Annotated in this window: 21 protein-coding genes and 1 tRNA gene; 9 read left to right on the top strand and 13 right to left on the bottom strand. The window is 55.4% G+C overall.

The window, feature by feature from the left end:
- Positions 1–83: 83 nt before the first annotated feature.
- Positions 84–157 (bottom strand) — tRNA-Gly (locus tag AB1F12_RS03935).
- 311 nt (positions 158–468) lie between these two features.
- Between AB1F12_RS03935 and AB1F12_RS03930 the strand changes: the two genes are divergently transcribed.
- Positions 469–1,074, top strand: a complete 606-nt coding sequence (locus AB1F12_RS03930) for an NAD(P)H-dependent oxidoreductase (protein WP_368186732.1) — start codon at positions 469–471, stop codon at positions 1,072–1,074.
- Positions 1,075–1,077: 3 nt separating this feature from the next.
- A complete protein-coding gene (locus tag AB1F12_RS03925; RefSeq protein WP_368186731.1) occupies positions 1,078–3,084 on the top strand; it encodes a cation:proton antiporter in 2,007 nt (668 codons plus the stop codon).
- A 1-nt stretch (position 3,085) separates the two neighbouring features.
- Here the strand turns inward: AB1F12_RS03925 and AB1F12_RS03920 are convergent, their stop codons facing one another.
- From AB1F12_RS03920 to AB1F12_RS03880, 9 genes are all read right to left on the bottom strand, one after another.
- Positions 3,086–4,651, bottom strand: coding sequence for a putative bifunctional diguanylate cyclase/phosphodiesterase (locus AB1F12_RS03920; RefSeq protein ID WP_368186730.1), 1,566 nt, complete (start codon positions 4,649–4,651; stop codon positions 3,086–3,088).
- 33 nt (positions 4,652–4,684) lie between these two features.
- Entirely contained in the window at positions 4,685–5,230 is a 546-nt protein-coding gene (locus AB1F12_RS03915) for a heme NO-binding domain-containing protein (protein WP_368186729.1), read from the bottom strand.
- 65 nt (positions 5,231–5,295) lie between these two features.
- Complete coding sequence (locus AB1F12_RS03910; protein ID WP_368186727.1) at positions 5,296–6,225, bottom strand: XdhC family protein; 930 nt, start codon at positions 6,223–6,225, stop codon at positions 5,296–5,298.
- 56 nt (positions 6,226–6,281) lie between these two features.
- Positions 6,282–7,517: an efflux RND transporter periplasmic adaptor subunit gene (locus AB1F12_RS03905; protein WP_368186725.1), complete on the bottom strand. Its 1,236-nt coding sequence runs from the start codon at positions 7,515–7,517 to the stop codon at positions 6,282–6,284.
- A 14-nt stretch (positions 7,518–7,531) separates the two neighbouring features.
- Complete coding sequence (locus AB1F12_RS03900; protein ID WP_368186724.1) at positions 7,532–9,898, bottom strand: ABC transporter permease; 2,367 nt, start codon at positions 9,896–9,898, stop codon at positions 7,532–7,534.
- Positions 9,892–10,599 (bottom strand): ABC transporter ATP-binding protein, encoded by a 708-nt coding sequence (locus AB1F12_RS03895; RefSeq protein ID WP_368186722.1) that lies wholly within the window; start codon positions 10,597–10,599, stop codon positions 9,892–9,894. The genes AB1F12_RS03900 and AB1F12_RS03895 overlap by 7 nt, the downstream gene beginning before the upstream one ends.
- Before the next feature lie 95 nt (positions 10,600–10,694).
- Entirely contained in the window at positions 10,695–11,000 is a 306-nt protein-coding gene (locus tag AB1F12_RS03890; protein ID WP_368186721.1) for a DUF1992 domain-containing protein, read from the bottom strand.
- 45 nt (positions 11,001–11,045) lie between these two features.
- Positions 11,046–11,264, bottom strand: a complete 219-nt coding sequence (locus AB1F12_RS03885) for a DUF6500 family protein (protein ID WP_368186720.1) — start codon at positions 11,262–11,264, stop codon at positions 11,046–11,048.
- 73 nt (positions 11,265–11,337) lie between these two features.
- Positions 11,338–12,897 carry a bifunctional UDP-sugar hydrolase/5'-nucleotidase gene (locus AB1F12_RS03880; RefSeq protein WP_368186718.1) on the bottom strand — a complete coding sequence of 520 codons (1,560 nt, stop codon included), beginning with the start codon at positions 12,895–12,897 and terminating at the stop codon, positions 11,338–11,340.
- Between the two features lie 161 nt (positions 12,898–13,058).
- Between AB1F12_RS03880 and AB1F12_RS03875 the strand changes: the two genes are divergently transcribed.
- From AB1F12_RS03875 to arsC, 4 genes are read left to right on the top strand one after another with little or no spacing between them, the layout of a single operon-like run.
- On the top strand, positions 13,059–13,826 hold the full coding sequence (locus tag AB1F12_RS03875) for a hypothetical protein (RefSeq protein ID WP_368186716.1): 768 nt from the start codon (positions 13,059–13,061) through the stop codon (positions 13,824–13,826).
- Entirely contained in the window at positions 13,805–14,143 is a 339-nt protein-coding gene (locus tag AB1F12_RS03870) for a DUF952 domain-containing protein (RefSeq protein WP_368186715.1), read from the top strand. The genes AB1F12_RS03875 and AB1F12_RS03870 overlap by 22 nt, the downstream gene beginning before the upstream one ends.
- Positions 14,140–15,192 (top strand): quinone-dependent dihydroorotate dehydrogenase, encoded by a 1,053-nt coding sequence (locus AB1F12_RS03865; RefSeq protein WP_368186713.1) that lies wholly within the window; start codon positions 14,140–14,142, stop codon positions 15,190–15,192. Before AB1F12_RS03870 ends, AB1F12_RS03865 begins: the two co-directional genes overlap by 4 nt.
- Entirely contained in the window at positions 15,189–15,524 is a 336-nt protein-coding gene (arsC, locus tag AB1F12_RS03860) for an arsenate reductase (glutaredoxin) (RefSeq protein WP_368186712.1), read from the top strand. Before AB1F12_RS03865 ends, arsC begins: the two co-directional genes overlap by 4 nt.
- Here the strand turns inward: arsC and AB1F12_RS03855 are convergent.
- Genes AB1F12_RS03855 through AB1F12_RS03845 form a run of 3 tightly spaced genes read right to left on the bottom strand, consistent with a single transcriptional unit; the run spans position 15,521 to position 17,804 of the window.
- Positions 15,521–16,861: an MATE family efflux transporter gene (locus AB1F12_RS03855; protein ID WP_368186710.1), complete on the bottom strand. Its 1,341-nt coding sequence runs from the start codon at positions 16,859–16,861 to the stop codon at positions 15,521–15,523. The genes arsC and AB1F12_RS03855 overlap by 4 nt on opposite strands.
- Positions 16,858–17,370 (bottom strand): PaaI family thioesterase, encoded by a 513-nt coding sequence (locus AB1F12_RS03850; RefSeq protein WP_368186708.1) that lies wholly within the window; start codon positions 17,368–17,370, stop codon positions 16,858–16,860. Before AB1F12_RS03850 ends, AB1F12_RS03855 begins: the two co-directional genes overlap by 4 nt.
- Positions 17,367–17,804 carry a PaaI family thioesterase gene (locus AB1F12_RS03845; RefSeq protein WP_368186707.1) on the bottom strand — a complete coding sequence of 146 codons (438 nt, stop codon included), beginning with the start codon at positions 17,802–17,804 and terminating at the stop codon, positions 17,367–17,369. Before AB1F12_RS03845 ends, AB1F12_RS03850 begins: the two co-directional genes overlap by 4 nt.
- Positions 17,805–17,899: 95 nt before the next feature.
- On the opposite strand from AB1F12_RS03845, the gene AB1F12_RS03840 reads away from it, so the two are divergent.
- The 3 genes from AB1F12_RS03840 to AB1F12_RS03830 all read left to right on the top strand — a co-directional run bounded on the left by AB1F12_RS03840 (position 17,900) and on the right by AB1F12_RS03830 (position 20,088).
- Complete coding sequence (locus AB1F12_RS03840; RefSeq protein WP_368186705.1) at positions 17,900–19,042, top strand: putative manganese transporter; 1,143 nt, start codon at positions 17,900–17,902, stop codon at positions 19,040–19,042.
- A gap of 54 nt (positions 19,043–19,096) precedes the next feature.
- Positions 19,097–19,468 (top strand): MerR family DNA-binding transcriptional regulator, encoded by a 372-nt coding sequence (locus AB1F12_RS03835; protein WP_368186704.1) that lies wholly within the window; start codon positions 19,097–19,099, stop codon positions 19,466–19,468.
- 233 nt (positions 19,469–19,701) lie between these two features.
- The gene (locus tag AB1F12_RS03830) at positions 19,702–20,088 is read left to right on the top strand and encodes a MerR family DNA-binding transcriptional regulator (RefSeq protein ID WP_368186702.1); all 387 of its coding nucleotides are present in this window, start codon (positions 19,702–19,704) and stop codon (positions 20,086–20,088) included.
- Positions 20,089–20,107: the final 19 nt, after the last annotated feature.

The following is a 20,107-nucleotide window of genomic DNA, read 5'->3' as shown; positions in this document are numbered from 1 at the left end:
ATGGCAAATTACGGCACAAATGTGGCGCACAAATGTGGCGATCGCCCCTGCGGGAATGACGGTTTGGTCTGTCTGGGAAATCTTGGAGCGGGCGGCGGGAATCGAACCCGCGTCATTAGCTTGGAAGGCTAAGGTCTTACCACTACACAACGCCCGCTCAAGAGAGTCTTCTACTATTTCATCGGATTTCTGGCGTCAAGACAGCCAACACCGATAAGCCGCCAAATATCAGAGAAAATTTTGCAACTAACACAGTGATTTCAATTTATTGTTTGGGTCCGCATTCACGTCCTGATCAACTGTGCATCCAATTTGGGATTGTGGTAAACGTCGCTAAACACCGATTTTGCCGCCCGCAAAAACACCCCTCATCGTGGCCGGGCGATGGCGGTGTCAATTTCCGACCTGATGGGTCGACAATTTGTCGCAACGTGACATACGATCCCCAAAACCAATCAGGAGAGATCGATGGCGCGTGTTATTCGATATTATGCCCATCCGGGTCATCGACATTCCAAGGTCAACGCTTTGATAGATCGGGCGGCCAATCAGGTCACCGGCGTCACGCATGTGGATCTTTATGCGCAATATCCACGGTTCAACATCGCCATCGACACAGAACAGGATCGGCTGCGGGATCACGATGTGATTGTGCTGCAATTCCCGGTTTTTTGGTATTCCTGCCCCGCTTTGGTCAAGGAATGGATCGATCTGGTGTTTGAACATGGTTTTGCATACGGCGCGGGTGGGGATGCCCTAAAGGGCAAAACCCTAATGCTGGCATTGACCACGGGCGGTGGTCAGGATGCCTATTCACCGCAGGGCTATCAGCATTATGACCTTAGAACGTTCCTCACGCCTTTTGAACGCACGGCCGGTTTGTCGCAAATGCAGTTCTGCGCGCCCTATACATTTTTCGGGGCCATAAATGCGGATGCACCCCAGATCGAGGCCCATATAGACGGGTTTTGCCAATTGCTGGGTGCATTGCGCGACGATCAATTTGACCTGACCCGCGCCGCACAAACCGACATCATAACCGCCGACACACTTCCTTTGCTAAGCGAGGCTTGATCCATGGGCTCTTTTCTTCTGACTGCCTTTTTGTTCCTCGCGGCGGGATGTCTGGCCGTTCCGATCGCGTCTGCATTGGGGCTTGGCTCGGTGCTTGGATATTTGATTGCCGGGATCGCATTAGGCCCTGTGCTTCTGAGCTTGGGCGTCGATGTGGTTGGCCTGCAGCATTTCGCGGAATTTGGTGTTGTGATGATGCTCTTTCTGGTGGGATTGGAACTGGAGCCCAAAATGCTCTGGGCGATGCGATCGCGATTGCTGGGACTTGGTGGGCTGCAAGTGGCCGGCACCACCGCATTGATCATGGGTGGGGCGATTCTGTTAGGGCAACCTTGGAATTTTGCGCTGGCTATCGGGTTGGTGCTGGCATTGTCCTCTACGGCGATTGTGCTGCAAACCGTGAATGAAAAGGGATTGATGCAAAGCGATGGGGGCCAGTCGAGCTTCTCTGTGTTGTTGTTTCAGGACATCGCCGTCATCCCCATGTTGGCGCTGATCCCGCTATTGGCGATCCCGGACATGGCCGATTTGGCACATGGGGGTGATATCAGCCACGCGGTTGAGGCAAGTCACACCGCTGTGGCGCATGCGGATCCACACGCCGCGCCACATGCGGATGATCACGGAAACGATCATGGACCGAACCTGAACCTAACCGAAAACCTGCCGGGTTGGGGCGTTGCCTTGGTGACACTAGCAGCCATCGGATTGGTGGTCGCAATTGGCTCTGTGTTAACGCGGCCCTTATTTGGGTTCATTGCGCGGGCGGGATTGCGCGAATTGTTCACCGCAACCGCCCTGATGATGGTGATCGGCATCGCGTTGCTAATGACGCTGGTGGGCCTGTCGCCCGCGCTTGGCACGTTTTTGGCCGGGGTGGTTTTGGCCAACAGCGAATACCGACACGAACTAGAAAGCGACATTGACCCGTTCCGAGGCCTGCTGCTGGGCCTGTTTTTTATGACCGTGGGCGCGTTGATCGATTTCAACCTGCTGTTTTCCCAATTCGGGACCATCATTGGGCTGACCTTGGCCGTGATTGCGGTTAAATCCTTGGTTTTGCTGGCGCTGGCCATCGTTTTCCGACTGCGCGGATCAGACCGGTGGCTGATGTCATTGGGGCTGGCCCAAGCCGGCGAATTTGGCTTTGTGTTGCTGTCCTTTACCGTTGCAAACAACGTGCTGCCCCAAGGTTTGGCAGATCAATTGTTGCTCGTTGTGGCATTGTCGATGTTGCTCACCCCCGGTTTGTTCATCTTTTATGATCGCATTATCGCGCCGCGCTTTGCCAATGATCAGGCCCGCGACCCCGATGAGATCGCCCCTGATGGCAAAATCATCATCGCTGGCCATGGCCGTTTTGGCGGCACAATCAACCGGATTTTGCGGGGTGCGGGCTATAAAACAACCGTGCTGGATCATTCATCGGCGCAATTGGATATGCTGCGCGCCTATGGGGTAAAGGTTTTCTACGGCGATGCGTCACGTCCTGATATGTTGCATGCGGCGGGCATTCACGATGCCAAGATGCTGATCATCGCAATCGATGACGAACACCAAGCCACCGAAATGGCGCGCCATGTCACGCAAAACCATCCGCATGTGCATATTGTGGCGCGCGCGGTGAACCGGCATCACGTTTACCACCTCTATGCGGCGGGTTGTCGGGATATCATTCGCGATACCTTTGACAGTTCAACCCGCGCGGGGCGCACCGCATTTGAAGCATTGGGAATGCACCCCCACGAAGCGGAAATGCGCATTCAGGACTTTATCGAACGTGACCGCAGCAATCTGGTTGAGATGGCGCAATTATACGATCCTGACATCCCCGCCCATGAAAACGAACCTTATGTGGCCCGCGCCAAAGAGCTGAATCAGGCGCAAGAGGCTGAAATTCGAGGGGATGCACGGCGTTTCACCAATCACACCGATCGTGGTTGGAACCCGCCCACCGACAAAGATGCCAAAGTGTTGAAGGATCAAAACACCGTTCCAGAAGGCAGCTAAGCTACACCCACTTCCCACCTTCGGGATCAAATTGGCCACCCTTTGCCAGATGGGCCATCAGATCAGCGTCTTTGGGATGTGATATTGCAAATCCCTGCAATTGGTCACATCCCAGATCGCGACACAGCCGAACGTGATCCTGGGTTTCGACCCCTTCGGCGACCACTTCGACATTTAGGGCGCGCCCGATATCAACGATTGCGCGGATCAAATCCTCATGCCCGGTGGCGGTCAGCGCTTGCATCACCAATGACCCATCAATTTTAATCGCCCGGGGACGCAGCCGCGTCACCGACAGGATCGACGCATGCCCCGATCCAAAATCGTCAATTTCCACACCGATGCCGAGGTTTTTGATCGCTTCAATCCGCTGCATGATATCGTCATTTGCATCATCCAAAAACGTAGATTCCAGCAATTCGAACCCAATGGAGCCAGGGGTGATGTTTTTTTGGATCAGGCTCGCTATTAGGTCCGGTTCCACCAAACGGCGATAGGAAACGTTGACGGTCACCCGTGAAATTCCGGAGCCAATCTTCTGCCATTTTGCCAAATCAGACAGGGATTGATCCAAAATCGCGTTGTCAATTTCCTCAATGACACCAATGTCTTCTGCGACACTGATGAAATGTTCCGGCGGCAAAACACCCAATTCGGGGTGATCCCAGCGCGCCAGGGCCTCAACACAGATCAAACGGCCGGTTTTGGCATCAATCCGGGGCTGATAAACAGGGCGAAACAGGTTCTGTTCCAACGCGGTCAAAATGTCATCGGCCAATTGTTTGCGATGCGACAGCTCTGCTTTCAATTCTGGGGAAAATACCTCTACCACACCTCGGCCAGCGTTTTTCGCACGGTAAAGCGCGATATCCGCGTCCACCAGCAACTGACCGGGATCGATATCTGCACCCTGATGATGCGCGATGCCGATACTGGCCCCGCACCGCATCACATTTTCCTCAAACACAATGGGTTTGGTCAATTTGCGTACAATCGACAGGCCAATTTCTACCGCAGGTCCAAAATCGCCGTCAATCGGCAATAGAATGACGAATTCATCCCCGCCGATACGGGCAACAAAACCGTCTTTACCCGCTTGTTTCGTCAGGATTTTCCCCACGTAAACGAGTAGGAAATCCCCTGCCGCATGGCCCAATGTATCATTGATCTGCTTAAAGCGATCTAAATCAATATGCAGCAATGCCAGCCCCATATCTTTTTGGGCCAATTCGGGCATGATTTTATCAAAATGCAGCCGCAAAAACCGTCGGTTTGGCAATCCTGTTAACGCATCATGCATCGATGCATGTTCAGAAACCTTTTTGGCCTTTTCTGCTGTATCCAACGCGGTTTGCAGCGCTTTGGTCCGGTTTTGAACTGTCTGTTCCAAATCATCATTCAGAGCAATCAGTGACGAATTTACTTTGAACAATTCCAGACTTTTTTCCTCCAGCAAACGCTCTGCCTCTTTGCGGGCGATGCGTTCGCGCGTCGCTTTGCGTTCCAGCCTAGATATTTTTTGCCGCAAATCGGAGTCAGAAGAAAAATTTGGGTCGGGCAGGTTCATTTTCGCCTAATTCCATTCACTTAGCAGATTGGACTATGCCGCGGCGGCCTGTTCACGCACGATCCGAATATCAAGCCCGTCTGCATGTGCGGTATGCGTGATCGACACGGTTTCATTGAAATGTGCAGCGCAACCTTCGATCATGCCAACACAAAGGTCCCCAAACGGACGGCAGGACGTGTAGCGAATGACCAGCACCCCGTCCCCATCTGGTCGGGTGTCCAGTTTTGGCAATTCCGCATCTGGATACAGTTTTTTCACTTCGACATGTATGTGATTTTCGACGGATTCCAGAAACGCAAACACGTCGTTTTGCCCCTCAAAAAAGGCGGGATATAGGGCAGAAAACCGGCCAAACAGGTGATGACCAAATGACGCCACCAAATCAGGGACCGGTTTTTGCGTGATGTGCGACAAGGCAACAACCATATCAACCAGTTCCTGCCAATCGTATTTCCCAACGGATGTATAGGCGCCGCCCGAACTGGGATTGGCATCCGTGATCATGTCATCGGCGACATCCTCGCCGAGCGCTTCTTCGACAAAATCGATGAATTCCCGAAAAACAATACCTTTCATCTGCGCCTCCGCGATTGGATTTGCATCTTGGGTAAGGGAAATTGATTGACAGGTCGTGAACCCGCCTATTGCGCGCCCGCATTTTTCAGAATTTCGGCCAGCACGGACACGGCAAGTGTGCGGGGATCGCGAACCGATGGGATCAGCCCAACGGGACCAAACAAACGGTCCAGATCAGCTTTCGAAACCCCCATTTCTAGAAGCGTTTTCAATCTGTTATCACGTGCACGCTGGCTGCCTTGGGACCCGATATAAAAGGCGGGCGTTGTCAAAGCGTCCTTTAATATTTGGGGTTCCCAATCGTGATCGTGAAAAAACAGAATGACAGCGCATTGATCATCGATGGTCATATCTGCCGGAATATGGGGGCGGGTCAGGTGGCGGGTCTGCACCCCAATATCATGTCCAAATTGCAGGGTTTCGTCATCTTGGGACAGCAGCACAATTGGATATCCCGCAGATTGCACCAACCCGGAAAAAGTGCTGGCTTCTGGACCTTTGCCAAAGACCAGAAACTTGAGCTGTGGCGGGAAGTGGACGTTAAAAACATCACCGTCCCAGCCGGTTTGCGCATGGTCGCTGGCGGACATCGTGCCGGTTTGTGCGTTCAGGGCCAGCGCCGTTGAAATACGACCACTGCGCGCGGTTTGGATATCGTTTATCGCTGATAAATCGGGCCGCGGGATCAGGGTAATCTGCAACCCACCACCGCAGGGCAGCTGAATGTCCACAAACGGCGATCCAACGCCATAAAGCACTGTTTTAGTTGCATTTTCCGCCGTGGCATTTTGTGCATGGATAGCAAGGTCGGCCTCGATGCATCCCGATGACAGGGTCCCGGCGCGGGTGCCATCGGGCAAAAAGGCCATCATCGCCCCCAATGGGCGATAGGAGGGGCCATCGACACCGGTGATCACGGCCAACACACCACCGCCAGACAGCAATATGGCCTCTAACGGGTCGCGGGTCGGGGCGGCGGGCGAAAACTGGGTCATGGGCGTTAATTAGGCGCTCGGGGATCGAATGCAACCACCCCTAGACAGGCGGCACCTTATTCCACAACCCGTTGCGCCACTTTTGCGCCATCCACCAGCCCGGCGGACGGGTAAAGAACCACGTTTTGACCAGCCATGACGCCATCTAGGACCTGGGCAGAAATCCCGTTCATTTTCCCAATGGAAACAAAGGTATGCCGGGCAATTCCATCCTCTACGACAAAGGTGGCCCAGCCGTCCTGATGCCGAAACAACGCGCTGGCTGGGATCGTTAACGTATTATCATTTTCCCAGACCACGATCCGGGCTTCGACGCGGAACCCGTGGCCCAACGCGGCGCGATCCGCCACATCGCTGTTTAGGTGAATGACGACACTGACGCGTTGCTTTTCTACGCCGAGCGCCGAATATTTCGTCACCCCAAAGGGATCAATCCGGCGCACAACCCCGGACAGATCAACCGGCCCGCCCCAATCCTGCACAATCACGCGATCCCCCACGCTCACTTGGACGGCATCGGACGAAATCAGATCGACGACCACCTCTAAGTCCGCCTGAACATTGCCGATTTCCATCACTGGCGCCCCTGCGGGTAGGATGGTTTCCGATTGTTGGATCACCCGCAAAATGGTGCCATTGATCGGCGAGAAAAGCGCAATCGTGTCCTGCGCCCCATCGCCCAGCGCATTGGCAAGCCCCTGATCATCAAACCCAATCAATTGCGCCTGCGCATTGGTGAGTTCCGCCTCGCGCATGGCAATCGCGGCCTGCGCCGTGTCGATCGCAGCCAAAGCCGCACGCGCCGCTGACTGAGCCCGATCCAAGGCCGCCTGCGACGCGGTGCCAGACCCAGCCAATTGACGTGTTCGGTCCAAATCTGATTGCGCTAAGTCATTGTTGGCCATTGCGGAATTCAAATTGGCCTGCGCCACCCGAAGCCCGGCCTGCGCGGCGGCAACCAGCGCCTGAGCCTGTTCACGGGTGCGCACATCCAGCACCGTTGGATTATGCGGACGCATATTGGCCACCACGGTTTCGCCGCGCGTCACCGGATCACCGGGCAAGCCTGTCACGCGTAACAATCGCCCGGCCACAGGCGTGGATACAATATAGGCGTCATGCACGCGCGTGCGCCCCTCTTCGTCGATGGTGACCATCATCGGGGCGCGGGTGATTTCGCCCAAATCCACCATGGTTGGGCGGGGCCAGAACGCCGCCGTCAGCGCCGCACCGATCAATCCGACCACCAGAATTGTCATCACGGCCCGTGACCGTTTTTTCGCCTTGGCCATATTCAAACCCCCATTTATTCGCGTGTTTTTAGGGCCAGAACCAATTCGGCCCGATCCAGATCACGTTTCACCAACACACCCGATACAATTGCAGCGACAATCACAACCAGCCCTGCAAATCCCAGACTTTCTGGGCTGAACAGCACCGGAATGTGGAACAAATCCCCCGAAAAGGCGCGCGCCAATAACAACGACAGGTAATGCCCGCCCAAGGCCCCAATCGGCAGGGCCATCGCGGTCACCAAGCCCAATTCGCCCAGCAAAACAAAGGCGGCTTCGCCTTTGGTAAACCCGATCACCCGCAAAGAGGCCAGATCGCGGGCCCGTTCCGCATAGGCGATGCGCGCGGCGTTATAGACAATGCCAAATGTGATGATAAACGCCATCGTCCCCATCACATAACGCACGGCCCCTGCCCCTTCGTTGAGCATTTTTTCAAACGCGGCCTGCGCCTGTGCATTCGGGCTGACCCCGGCCACAACCGGCAGATCCTTTAGCCAGCGATAAATGTCGTCGGCAAACGCGTCATCGATGCTCAGATACGCGCCCGACACATGCCCCGGTTCCCCCAAGGCCCGGCTGAGCGCGTCGATTTCCATATAGGCCGGCATGCCCAGGAATGCCTCGGCGATGCCAACGACAGGCAGGTCCAGCACGGGTTGGCGGCCTTCTCGGACCTCAACGGTTAACATATCGCCCGGCTCTATCGCCAATTTGCGCGCCAAAGTGGTCGACAGGATAATGCCGTCGCTGCGCGGCGCGATGGGCTGTTCATTCGCATCAATGGCGCGATACAGGTCCGCCCCCATCGATAGGCCCGTAATGGCGCCACGTTCGGAAAACCGCCCGTTGTGATGCACGACCGAAACGGACCGCATCGGTTCAACCGCGTGAATGCCCGGATGATTGCGCAGCTCAAACAGGGTTTTATCCGATACTGGCTGCACAAAGGCGACGGAAATGTCGGCGCGGTTTTCGACCGTGAATGTCAGATCAATTGTGTGGTTAAAGGCGGCAAAAATCGTCAACATCCCCGATGATAACGCCATCCCCGCCGCGATCCCAAACATCGCCCCCGCCATGCGCAGCGGCTGTCGGGTGATCCGGCGCAGCACCATGCGGGTGGGTTGATCCAGATAGCGCGCTAAAACGCCGCTTAGCTTTGAGGATCGGGAATAATCCGGCGGCGCAGGTGGGCGCATCGCCTGAGACGGGGTCAACGCAAAAACCTGCCGCAGCACCAAAATCCCCCCAGCAGAGGCGGCCAATACCGACACAGAGACGCCAATCACAAAGGATCGCGGATCAAGTTGAAACACCAAAAACGGGAATTTGAAATAGATCAGGTACTGCTCGACCATGCCGCGCCCGCCCGCAATACCCAGCAAACAACCCGCCAAGGCCCCTCCGATGGCGATGGTGAGGATCAGCTTGAAATAATGGGACCCAACTTCCCAATTTGTGTAGCCAAACGCCTTCATTAATCCGATTTCTTCGCGTTCGGCCTGCACCATGCGGGTGATGACAATGTTGAGCAGAAACGCCGCCACGGCCAAAAACACCGGCGGAACCCAAGTGGCGTTTTGTTCCAACTGGGTCAGTTCGTTTTGAATGAACATGTTGGAAAACTGATCCGCCACCCCATAGGCGCCCTGCCCGCCATAAGGGTCCAGCACATCATCCACCGCAGCCATCACCGCCTGTTCATCTGCACCGCGCGTCAAAGACAGCAACATTTCGTTAAACGCACCCTGCATGTCATAGGCAGCGGACAGCGCGGATCTGCTCATCCAGATGACACCAAACCGGGCATCATCGGGGACCATTTCACCGGGGGCCGTTGTGTATAAAAACTCTGGCGATTGTGCCAAGCCGACAACCACAAACGCGCGCTGTGCCCCGTTCATGGTGGCGCGCAACGTGTCGCCGGGGGACAGGTCATGGGCGTTTGCAAAACTTTCAAGCAACAGGATTTCGTCGCTATGACTAGGGTTTAGCAACCGGCCATCGGTCAGATACACATCGTTAAGCCGTGGCGCGCCGTGGTCAGGCAGGGACACAGCGCGCGCCTGAACCGGGACCGGCTGGCCGGGAATGTCGATCAGGGCCGCCCCTGTCACGCGGCCTTGGGCCCCTGCCACACCAGCAATTTCTGACATGCCCGCAATCAGCCGATCCGGCGCCCGCATCACCGGGGCAAACATATCCGCCAGACGATAGCGTTCATAATAGGCGCGGCGGGTTTCTTCGACCGAATTATACACCCCGCTCATCATCACTTGTAGGGCGACGCCAACGGCAATGACCAGACCAATGGCGATGGCTTGGCCTTTCATGCGCCATAGATCACGCAGCAATTTATGGGTCAGCGGACTTACCAATGGATGTCCTTGGGGTCGGTTTTTTCGGCGTTCACGACCACCTGTCGGATTTTACCATCCGCAAAGTGTATGACCCGATCCGCCATGGCCGCTGTGGCTGCGGCATGGGTCACGATCATGATGGTCGTCCCCAAGGTTTCATTGGTGCATTTCAGCACCTCTAACACGTCGCGGCCGGTTTTACTGTCTAGCGCGCCGGTTGGTTCGTCGCAAAACAACACGGTCGGCTGTTTGGCGATGGCGCGTGCGATGGCGACCCTTTGTTGTTCCCCACCCGACAATTGCGCCGGAAAATGATCAACCCGCTGAGACAGACCCACCAGCCCCAACGCCTGATCAGGGTCCATCGGATCGCGGGCAATTTCGGTGACCAATTCGACATTTTCACGCGCCGTCAGCGAAGGCATTAAATTGTAGAACTGAAACACAAACCCAACATGGTCGCGCCGATATTGGGTCAGCTGTGCATCGCTCATCGCGCTCAGTTCAACATCCTGAAACCATGCCTGACCGATACTGGGTTGATCCAGCCCGCCGAGGATATTCAACAACGTGGATTTGCCCGATCCAGACGCGCCCAACAGCACAACGATTTCGCCCTGCGGCACCACCAAATCCACGCCGCGCAACGCATGCACGGCAGCGTCGCCTTCGCCATAGATTTTCTTGATGCCTTGGGTTCGAAATGCGGGGGCTGGCATGATTACGCTCCTGTGCATAGCACAACAATTGCTATGTTTTAGCGGATGATAGCTAGCGTGCCCTTGATATGAATCAGGTTCTAGCGCGCCAAAATTTAGCGATACGCCTTGCGGGCCATATCTATTTTGGCCTCCATCATCGACATGTTTTTCATGATCTCGCGGCGTTTGGTGCGGTCATCCGTGTCGTTCAATTCGGCCCGCAACTTGGCCAATTCCCGCGACAGCGACACAAATTCGGGCGTGGCCCCGTTTTCTTTCATCAAACGATGGAACAGCGCGTTTTTTGGATCATCTGAGGGCGGCAATGGTTTGCCTGCGCCGGGCAGATTGTCAAATTCACCCGCCGCCTCGGCTGCGCGAATTTTAGCTGAAATCAGATCAATCAATGGATGGTCCATGCCCTATTTTAACAGACCAAGCGGCGGGATCAAATCGCCCTTTGGTCACACCCCATCCGCCAGCATCGCGCGGATTTTGAATGCTTTTTCAAAGTGATCCAATTGATGGGTTTCAATCCACCATTGCGCCACCTGCATCAGCGTCACCGGATCGTCGTTTTTGTTTTTGAAAAACGCATAAAAAGACAGGCCAACATTGTCGCCTTTCTGGGCGATTTTGGCGTCACAAATGGCAATGGCTTTGGCTCTGAAATCGGTATTCATATTCTTGCTTTAAATGAAAAAACCCCGACAAGATAGACACTTGCCGGGGAATTTGATCGCACTTTGAAACAGCTTATTTCAGCGTGATACGGCCGTCTGTATAGGGCTGATAGGGGCCCATTTCCGCCATGAATTCCGCTGTGACATCGGCCAGATCCGGCCCAAAGTCATAGGCGTTCATCGCGCTTTCAAACACGTCGTAGCCGTCGCCGCCATTGCGCACGTAATTGTTGGACACAACCCCGTAAACTTTGGCAGGATCGATGGCTTCGCCGCCGACCATCACATCAGAAATCCGCGCGCCTGCTTGGGCTGCGGGATCAACGGTGAACGTAATGCCTGCAACCTGCGGGAACCGCCCGGCGCCTTCTTCGATCTGGGACACACCATTTTCAAGCGCGACCACAACCTGTTCGCCGGTCACCTCGAAGGTGGACAATGTGTTCTGGAACGGCAGCACCGTCAGAACTTCGCCCATGGTCACTTCGCCTGCATCAATCGATGCACGAATGCCGCCGCCGTTTTGGATGGCAATCGACACGCCTTGGTCAGCCACACGGGCCAGCATCGCATCGGCGATCAGGTTGCCCATCGGGCATTCCATCGCACGACAGACCGACCGGTCGCCTTCGATTGCATCGCCGGATTCAGCCACCACGCGGTTGCGGATTTCTTCCAATGGGGCCGCCAGTTCTGCGATCCGCGCCACCACGGCTTCGTTTTCGGTGACGTTGCCATCCATCACAAGCGGTTCACCCGCGGCTTCGGTGATGACACCCTCATCATCAAATGTGACGTTCAACTCGCCCAGGAATTTCCCATAGGCATAGGCAGAAATGATCGCCGTATCACCAACCATGGTTGGATACGGACCTTCGGCACGGTCATTGGTGTTGGACAGCAACGTATTAGAATGCCCGCCCACGATCACGTCGACACCGGTGGTGTTCGCAGCCACCTGCTGATCCACAGCATAACCGGAATGAGAAAGCACAATAATTTTGTTCACACCTTCGGCAGTCAGACGATCGACCTCTTGCTGAACGGCCTCAGATGGATCGGTAAAGATCACGTTGGGTCCCGGGCTTGCCAGCTCATCGGTGTTTTGTGGTGTCAAACCAATCAGGCCCAGTTCTTCGCCGCCCCGTTCAATAATCACGGATTTCTGAATCGCATCGGCCAGCAACGCTTCGCCGGAATAATCGGCGTTGGACATCAGAACCGGGAAATCAACGCTGTCGACAAATCCGCGCAGCACTTCTGGTCCGTCGTCGAATTCGTGGTTGCCCACGGTCATTGCGTCATAGCCCAGCTGGTTCATGAACTCAGCAGCCATCGCGCCTTTGTAATAGGTGTAAAACAGCGTGCCCTGGAATTGGTCACCGCCATCCACAAGGATGGAATTGTTGCTGCGCGCGCGCGCCTCTTCTAGTGCGGTGGTCAGACGGGCCGTGCCCCCAAAACATTCGCCGGCGGCGTTGTCTTCGGATGAACATCCCGAATCGTATTTCGAAATCGGCTCAAACCGGGCATGGAAATCGTTGGTGTGCAGAATGGTCAGCGAATAATCAGCGGCGGCAGCGCCTGCTGTTAGGGCCAAAGCACATGTTGTTGTTAAAATACGGGCAATCATTTTCGTGTCTCCCTCGTTAGACCGGTTCACAGTGGCAACGGTTTGCCGTTTAGTCAAAGTTATCCTTCGGCATTGGGCCTAACTTTGCTGCGTGACAATAGCGTGACGCTTGAAAACAAAGCAGAAATACCCAAATGTGACGCTGGGTAAGCGAGGTTAATATGCACAGCCTGAATCGGATTTTTAGGGGACTCACCCTGATCAGCATCGCGGCAGGGCTGATGTATTTTGCCCTGCCCGGCCAACATCGCGCCTTAACGCCTCAGTTATTTGGCCTGACCCAAGTGCAGCCAAACCTGTTTATCGACGACGTTTCCCGCAGCGCTCAGGCGTTGGATTTGATCGCACAGGCCGACAGAACCAATCGCGCGTTCTTTGGTCCGTTAGAGGCAACGCCGACATTCCTTTTTTGCTATTCCGTCGAATGCGCGGATGATTTTGGCATCCACACCTCTGGCTTAACGCTGAGGGATCGGTTCATTTTACTGTCACCGCAGGGGATTAACCCGATGATTGTCACCCATGAACGCGCCCATGCGGAATTGCATGGATTTGGGTCATGGGTTGATTATTTCGACCCGATTTATCCCATGTGGTTCGACGAAGGTCTGGCATCGTTTATTTCGGCAGATTCCCGGCTGATGATCCCGCAGACCGTCGGGGAAGCGATCTGGACCACAGATTTACACACGTGGCGCGATTGGGGTGCGGTTGTGACGCGCGAAAACTGGCCGCAGGTTTATGGCGCGTCATTGGGTTTGGTGACCGATATCATCGATCAATCCGGGTGCTCTGGGCTATATAAACTGATCCAAGACGTCAGAAATGGTGCTGATTTTGATGTGGCTTTAGACGAATTACCGGGCACGGCGCTTGACCGCATGGACAGGAAACTGCATGTGAAGCCATGCTTATTTACAAGATCCTGACCGCCCCGCAATGGGCCCAATTTCAGGCGGATGGCCACTTTGACGGTGCCCCAATCGACCTGATCGACGGGTATATCCATTTTTCCGATGCAAATCAGGCCGCTGAAACGGCCGCCAAACATTTCACCGCTCAGACCGGATTGAAACTGGCCGCATGTGACGCGGATGGGTTTGGCGCTGATCTGAAATGGGAAAAATCGCGTGGCGATGCGCTGTTTCCGCATCTTTATCGACCGTCATTGACCATGGCGGATGTGGTGTGGTGCCGGGATTTGCCGTTTGAAAATGGCGCACATGTGTTTGGGGATCTGACATGAAGGTTTTGGAACGCATCGGCATGGCCGCAATGCATAAAATGGACCCCGAAGCCGCCCATGGCGCGGCGCTGACCGCGTTGCGCGCAGGATTGGGCCCCAAATCCGGGCCATTTACCAGCCCGCGTTTGGCCTGTTCGATTGCCGGTCTGGATCTGCCCAATCCGGTTGGGCTGGCCGCTGGGTTTGACAAAAACGCCGAGGCATTGCACCCGCTGGCCCGCTGCGGATTTGGCTTTGTTGAGGTCGGCGCTGCCACCCCACGCCCACAGCCGGGCAACCCGAAACCCCGCCTGTTCCGCCTGACCGAAGATCGCGCAGCGATCAACAGGTTTGGGTTTAATAACAAAGGGATGGAAGCCGTGGCCGACAAATTGTCAGCACGCCCTTCTGGCGGCGTGATTGGCCTGAACCTGGGGGCAAACAAAGACAGCGATGACCGCGCCGACGATTTCGCCCGTGTGCTGGCCCATTGCGGCGACTATTTGGATTTCGCAACGGTCAATGTGTCGTCCCCCAACACCGAAAAACTGCGCGACCTGCAAGGCAAAGCCGCGTTATCAGCGTTGCTGACCGGCGTCATGGACGCAAACTCAAAGCTGGCCAAACCGCTGCCAATTTTCCTGAAAATCGCCCCCGATTTGGACCCATCTGACCTGCAGGACATCGCCGACGTGGCCAGCCGAACCGGCCTGTCCGCGATCATCGCAACCAACACCACATTGGATCGCGTTGATTTGAAATCTGCAAACGGACCGGAAAAAGGCGGCCTATCGGGCGCGCCATTGTTCGAAAAATCCACGCGGGTTCTGGCGCAATTGTCCACGCTAACCGACCTGCCCTTGATTGGCGTCGGCGGTGTTGGCAGCGCCCAACAGGCCTATGAAAAAATCCGCGCCGGGGCCTCTGCTGTGCAGCTATATACGGCGCTGGTTTACGGGGGGATTTCGCTGGTGGATGACATCACGCGTGGTTTGGATGCGTTGTTGAAACGGGATGGATTTGCATCGGTTGCGGATGCGGTTGGCACCGGACGCGGGGATTGGCTATGATCCTTTGGCATAATCCACGTTGTTCTAAATCACGGGAAACACTGCAACTTTTGCAGGATAACGGCCATAACCCGGACATTCGCCTGTATCTAAAGGATGCGCCAAGTGCGGATGAAATCAACGCCGTGCGTGTGGCCTTGAACCTGCCCTTGGTGCAAATGACCCGGTCCAAAGACGCAGCCTTCAAAGAGGCGGGGCTGGCAAACGTATCTGAGGCGGAACTGTTGCAGGCCATGGCCGACAATTCCGCGCTGATTGAACGCCCGATCCTGATCAACGGCGACAAAGCCGCCATTGGCCGCCCGCCCGAAGCGGTTCTAGCCATCGTCTAAACCGGGCGAAGCGCTGCGTTTTCCAATGCACGATACCGCAGGCCCAGCGTGGCCCCGCGCACCACAAAGCTGATCAACAACGCGATCCACAGCCCATGATTGCCCCAATACAGCATTAAAATTGGGGCGATCCCAAAATAAATCACGGCGGAAATGATCATCATGTTGCGCATGTCGCGTGTGCGGGTCGCGCCGATAAATATCCCGTCCAACATCCATGCTGCACAGCCGAATATCGGCGCTAAGATCATATATATCAAATAGATACGACCGTGTTCGCGCACCTCAGCGGATGTGGCCATCACGTCGATCATCCACGGGCCGATCACCCAGAACACCGCGGATAATGCCAGACATAACACGATGCCCCATTGTGATGTGATGATGGCGGATCGGCGCAATAAACCAGGGCGGCGCGCGCCCATGGCTTGGCCAATCAATGTTTCCGCGGCAAAGGCAAACCCGTCCAGCGCATAGGCCGTGATGTGCAGGAATTGCATTAACACTTCGTTTGCTGCCAGCGTCACATCGCCCAGTTTCGCCCCCCAAAACAAGAAGCTGACAAACATTGCCTGCAATAACAGCGACCGGATCAGGATGTCGGAATTGACCAGCGCCATGACCCTAAGTCGGGCGACATCAAACACCCGCGCCACGTCACGCCAGGCCGGACCAACAAAGGCGGATCGGCATAGATAAAGGCCCAAGATCAGCCCCGACCATTCCGCCAAAAACGTCGCGATAGCAACGCCTTGAACGCCCCAACCCAGGTTCAGCACAAACACCAGATCCAACACGATGTTCAGCCCGTTCATCCACAATTGCAGCACCAAAACCGACTTGGTTTTTTCCAATGCAATCAGCCAGCCATTGATCCCATAAAGCGCAATCGCGGCGGGGGCGGACCAGACCCGAATTGCCAGATAATCCCGCGACAGATCTTCAACTTCGGCCGAGGCGGGCGAGATGTAGAAATAGGCGGTGAACAACGCCGCCTGAAACAGCAGGATCAACAGCCCCGCCACAAAACCGATCATCAGAACACGGGACAACAATGCGGACACTTCGGCGCTGTCGCCTGCCCCTTTGGCTTGGCTGGTCAATCCAACCGTGCCCATGCGCAAAAACCCAAAGATCCAGTAGATCGACGTCAGGATGATCGCACCCATGGCCACCGCGCCAATCGGCACGGCCTGCCCCATTTGACCGACCACGCCGGTATCCACCGCGCCCAAAATAGGCACCGTGGCGTTGGACAACACAATCGGAATGGCAATGGTGAGGACACGCCGATGGCTCAGATCGTCCTGAGGATGGTCCGTCGCGGTTTGTGTCACCCTTTGGGTTCGCGGCTTGGCATGAGGAAATGACCGGTGGCCTGCGCAAACAAGCGGGATCGGTTGTCTTGCCATGCTTCGACATGCACGCTGGCATAGCGGCGGCCAGATCGGTTCACCTTGGCACGGGCATAGGCATCACGCGGCAGGCCAGATCGCAGGTAATCCACTGTAAAATCGATAGTTTTGGGCATTCTAGGCGTTGGGATATCATCGTTGTGAACATCCGCATCAGCGCCTTCGATATCATCCCACAGACCGGCCCAAGCCAGTTCCATAATCGCAGTGATTTCCAAAAAGGCCGCCGTCGCGCCGCCATGAAGCGCGGGCAGCATCGGGTTGCCGATCAGTTTGTCATCATAGGGCAGCACCGCGGTTAATTCATCACCGCGACGGTCAATCTGGACCCCCAGAAACCGGATGAACGGCACCCCAGAAACAAGACTGCTGAGCGCGGCATCGCGACGCTGTTTGATTACTTGAACGGGTTCAGGACGTTTGCGCATCATTTGCCCCTGCTGATTGTAAAGGTTCCGGTGGCTGTGGCGACGGGTCGGTCGGTGTCTTCGTCCAGCGTGGTGGCGCGCACAAACGCCACCGTGCGGGTCACGTGATAGCATTCCGCAATGGCAGTGATGGCGTGCCCGGGCGTGGCGGATCGCATGTAATCAATGCGCAAATCCAGCGTCGCTGTGGAAAATGGCGTTTCGGGATGTGACATTACGGCCGCCCCGGCGCAGGTATCCATCAACGCAGAAACCGCACCGCCATGGATCACGCCGCTTTCGGGATCACCGATCAGGTCTTTGTTGTAAGCCATTGATATCACGGCGCGACCATCGCTGATCTCTTCTAGGTTCATCCCCAATTCCCGCGCATAGGGAATGGCTTCGATGAATTGGCGCGCAAGTTTGGTTGTGTCTTTGGGCACGGAATCAGTCATCACGTTTCTCCTTGGACACAAACTGGCACTTGCAGCTTTGTTGGCAAGTGGTATATCTGCAAATGAGAATAATTCGCAATTGCAGGTAGAGCCTCGTGGACAACACCATTAACCCGCCCAAAGCCATTTCGATTCCAGGAAATATCGGCCCGTTCCGCGGCCGACGTCTGCTGGTTGTGCTTGCTCTGTTGGCGCTGGCCATCTTTCCCGGTGGGCTGGGCACGCTGACCCGCGAATTGATGGTGGATGCCTATGTTCAGGTGTCCTCTTTTGTTGCGGCGACGTTGCTGTTGTTTTACGGCGCGGAAAAATTGTTCAAATTTGACATCGGCACGGCACTGGAAAATTCCAAAGGCTGGCAGGTGCCGATTGCATCCCTCATGGGGGCGACGCCGGGCTGCGGTGGTGCAGTTGTGGTCGTTGCGGCCTATTCATCCGGTCATGTTGGGTTTGGCGCGGTTGTGGCCACGTTGACGGCAACCATGGGCGATGCGGCGTTTCTGCTGATCGCGGTGCGGCCCGATGCGGCGGCGGTTGTGCTGCCTTTGTCCTTTGCGGTTGGCATCCTGTCGGGCTGGATCGTGGATATCTTGTCACGCGGCAAATTTGACGCAGACCCGTCACAACATTGCGAATTGGCCCCCCAGATCGGCAAAACCCGGATCAAAGACTACGCTTATTTTGCCTTTGCCGTTCCCGGTTTGGTGATCGGAGTGACCCAGATTTTAGGCAAAGATATCTTTGAAATTTACGGTGTTTTGCCCACCATTGTTGGGTTAGCGGGCACGGCTGTTGGGTTAATCGTGTGGTCCACATCCATCCTGCAGGCGATGACCAACCAAAAGGACAGTACCCTAACCCGGATGACCGAAGAAACGTCGTTTATCTCAATCTGGGTGATTGGGGCCTATCTGGCCTATGATTATCTGGCCGCCTATGCCGGGCTGGACCTGGAAACGATGTTTCAGTCCGTCGCGCCGTTGCTGCCATTGATTGCGATTGTGATTGGGTTTGTCCCCGGCTGCGGACCGCAGGTTTTGGTCGCAACGCTGTATATCAATGGCTTGATCCCGTTTTCTGCCCTGCTGGGGAATGCGATTTCCAATGATGGCGACGCGCTGTTCCCGGCCATCGCCCTCAACCCCAAAGCTGCATTCTGGGCCACTCTTATCTCGGCTGTGCCTGCATTGGTTCTGGCATATGGGTTCTACTTCTTTGCCCCTGCGTTCATGAATTGATCCTGTTGCTCGTCCTGCGCACACGCGCTAGGATTCGCAATAAGGGAGCAATCCATGACCGATACCACCAGATTGTCATTCAAAGAAATGTGCGCCAAGTACGACGTGACCCCGCGCACATTACGCTATTATGAATATATCGAACTGCTTTCCCCCGAAAAGGAAGGCCGGTCACGGTTTTATGGCAGCAAAGAACTGGCGCGGATGACCTTGATCCTGCGCGGGCGCCGCTGGGGATTTTCCCTAGAAGACATCCGCCAATGGCTATTGATCTATGAACACCAAGGCACCGAAGCCCAGATGCAGGCTTGGGTCGATATGGCCAGCACGCAATTGGTCGAACTCGAAGATCAGCGCCGCAATCTGAACGAAACCATCGAAGAATTGCGCAATATGCGCGATCAGGTGGCCACTGAGCTGGGCTAACGCACGGCCTGATTCTCTTTGACGGATTGCGGCGTCGGATTTGAATGGCCCGCGGATTTACGACCTCTCCTTAGGTAACTTTCTTGCGCTTGCCGCGGCGTCACCTTTCCTGACCTTTCGTCAGCTAAAAAATGACGCGGCGTTACATTTACGTTAACGTCACCTGTTCTTGTATGAATAGAACAACGCCCCTCATTTAGGTGCATCACGCACAACACGCGAAAGGACGAGGGATGACCACCGCAACGCTAACGATCCGAGAAATGTGCGACGCTTTTGATGTGACACCACGCACCCTGCGCTTTTACGAAGCAAAGGAGCTGTTGTTTCCCATTCGGGAAGGCCAGAAACGCCTGTTCACCAAACGCGATCGCGCCCGGCTTAAACTGATCTTAAGAGGAAAGCGCTTTGGCTTCAGCCTCGAAGAGATCCGCCAACTCTTGGACCTATACGATATGGGCGATCAGCAAGCGACACAGCTGGCCCGCACATTTGAACTGGCCAAAACACATCTGGCCGAAATGAAAGCGCAACGTGATGAGCTGTCCGAAGCCATTACCGAGCTCGAAGAACAGATGGATTGGGGCGCCAAGCGGCTCTCTGATTTGCAAACAGTCTAGGCGCGACGTCACAGCGTCC

Source organism: Aestuariibius sp. HNIBRBA575 (assembly GCF_040932005.1).
Classification (GTDB): domain Bacteria; phylum Pseudomonadota; class Alphaproteobacteria; order Rhodobacterales; family Rhodobacteraceae; genus CANLNM01.
The sequence above is the reverse complement of the archived record's forward strand: the minus strand, read 5'-3'. Positions and strand labels throughout refer to the sequence as shown.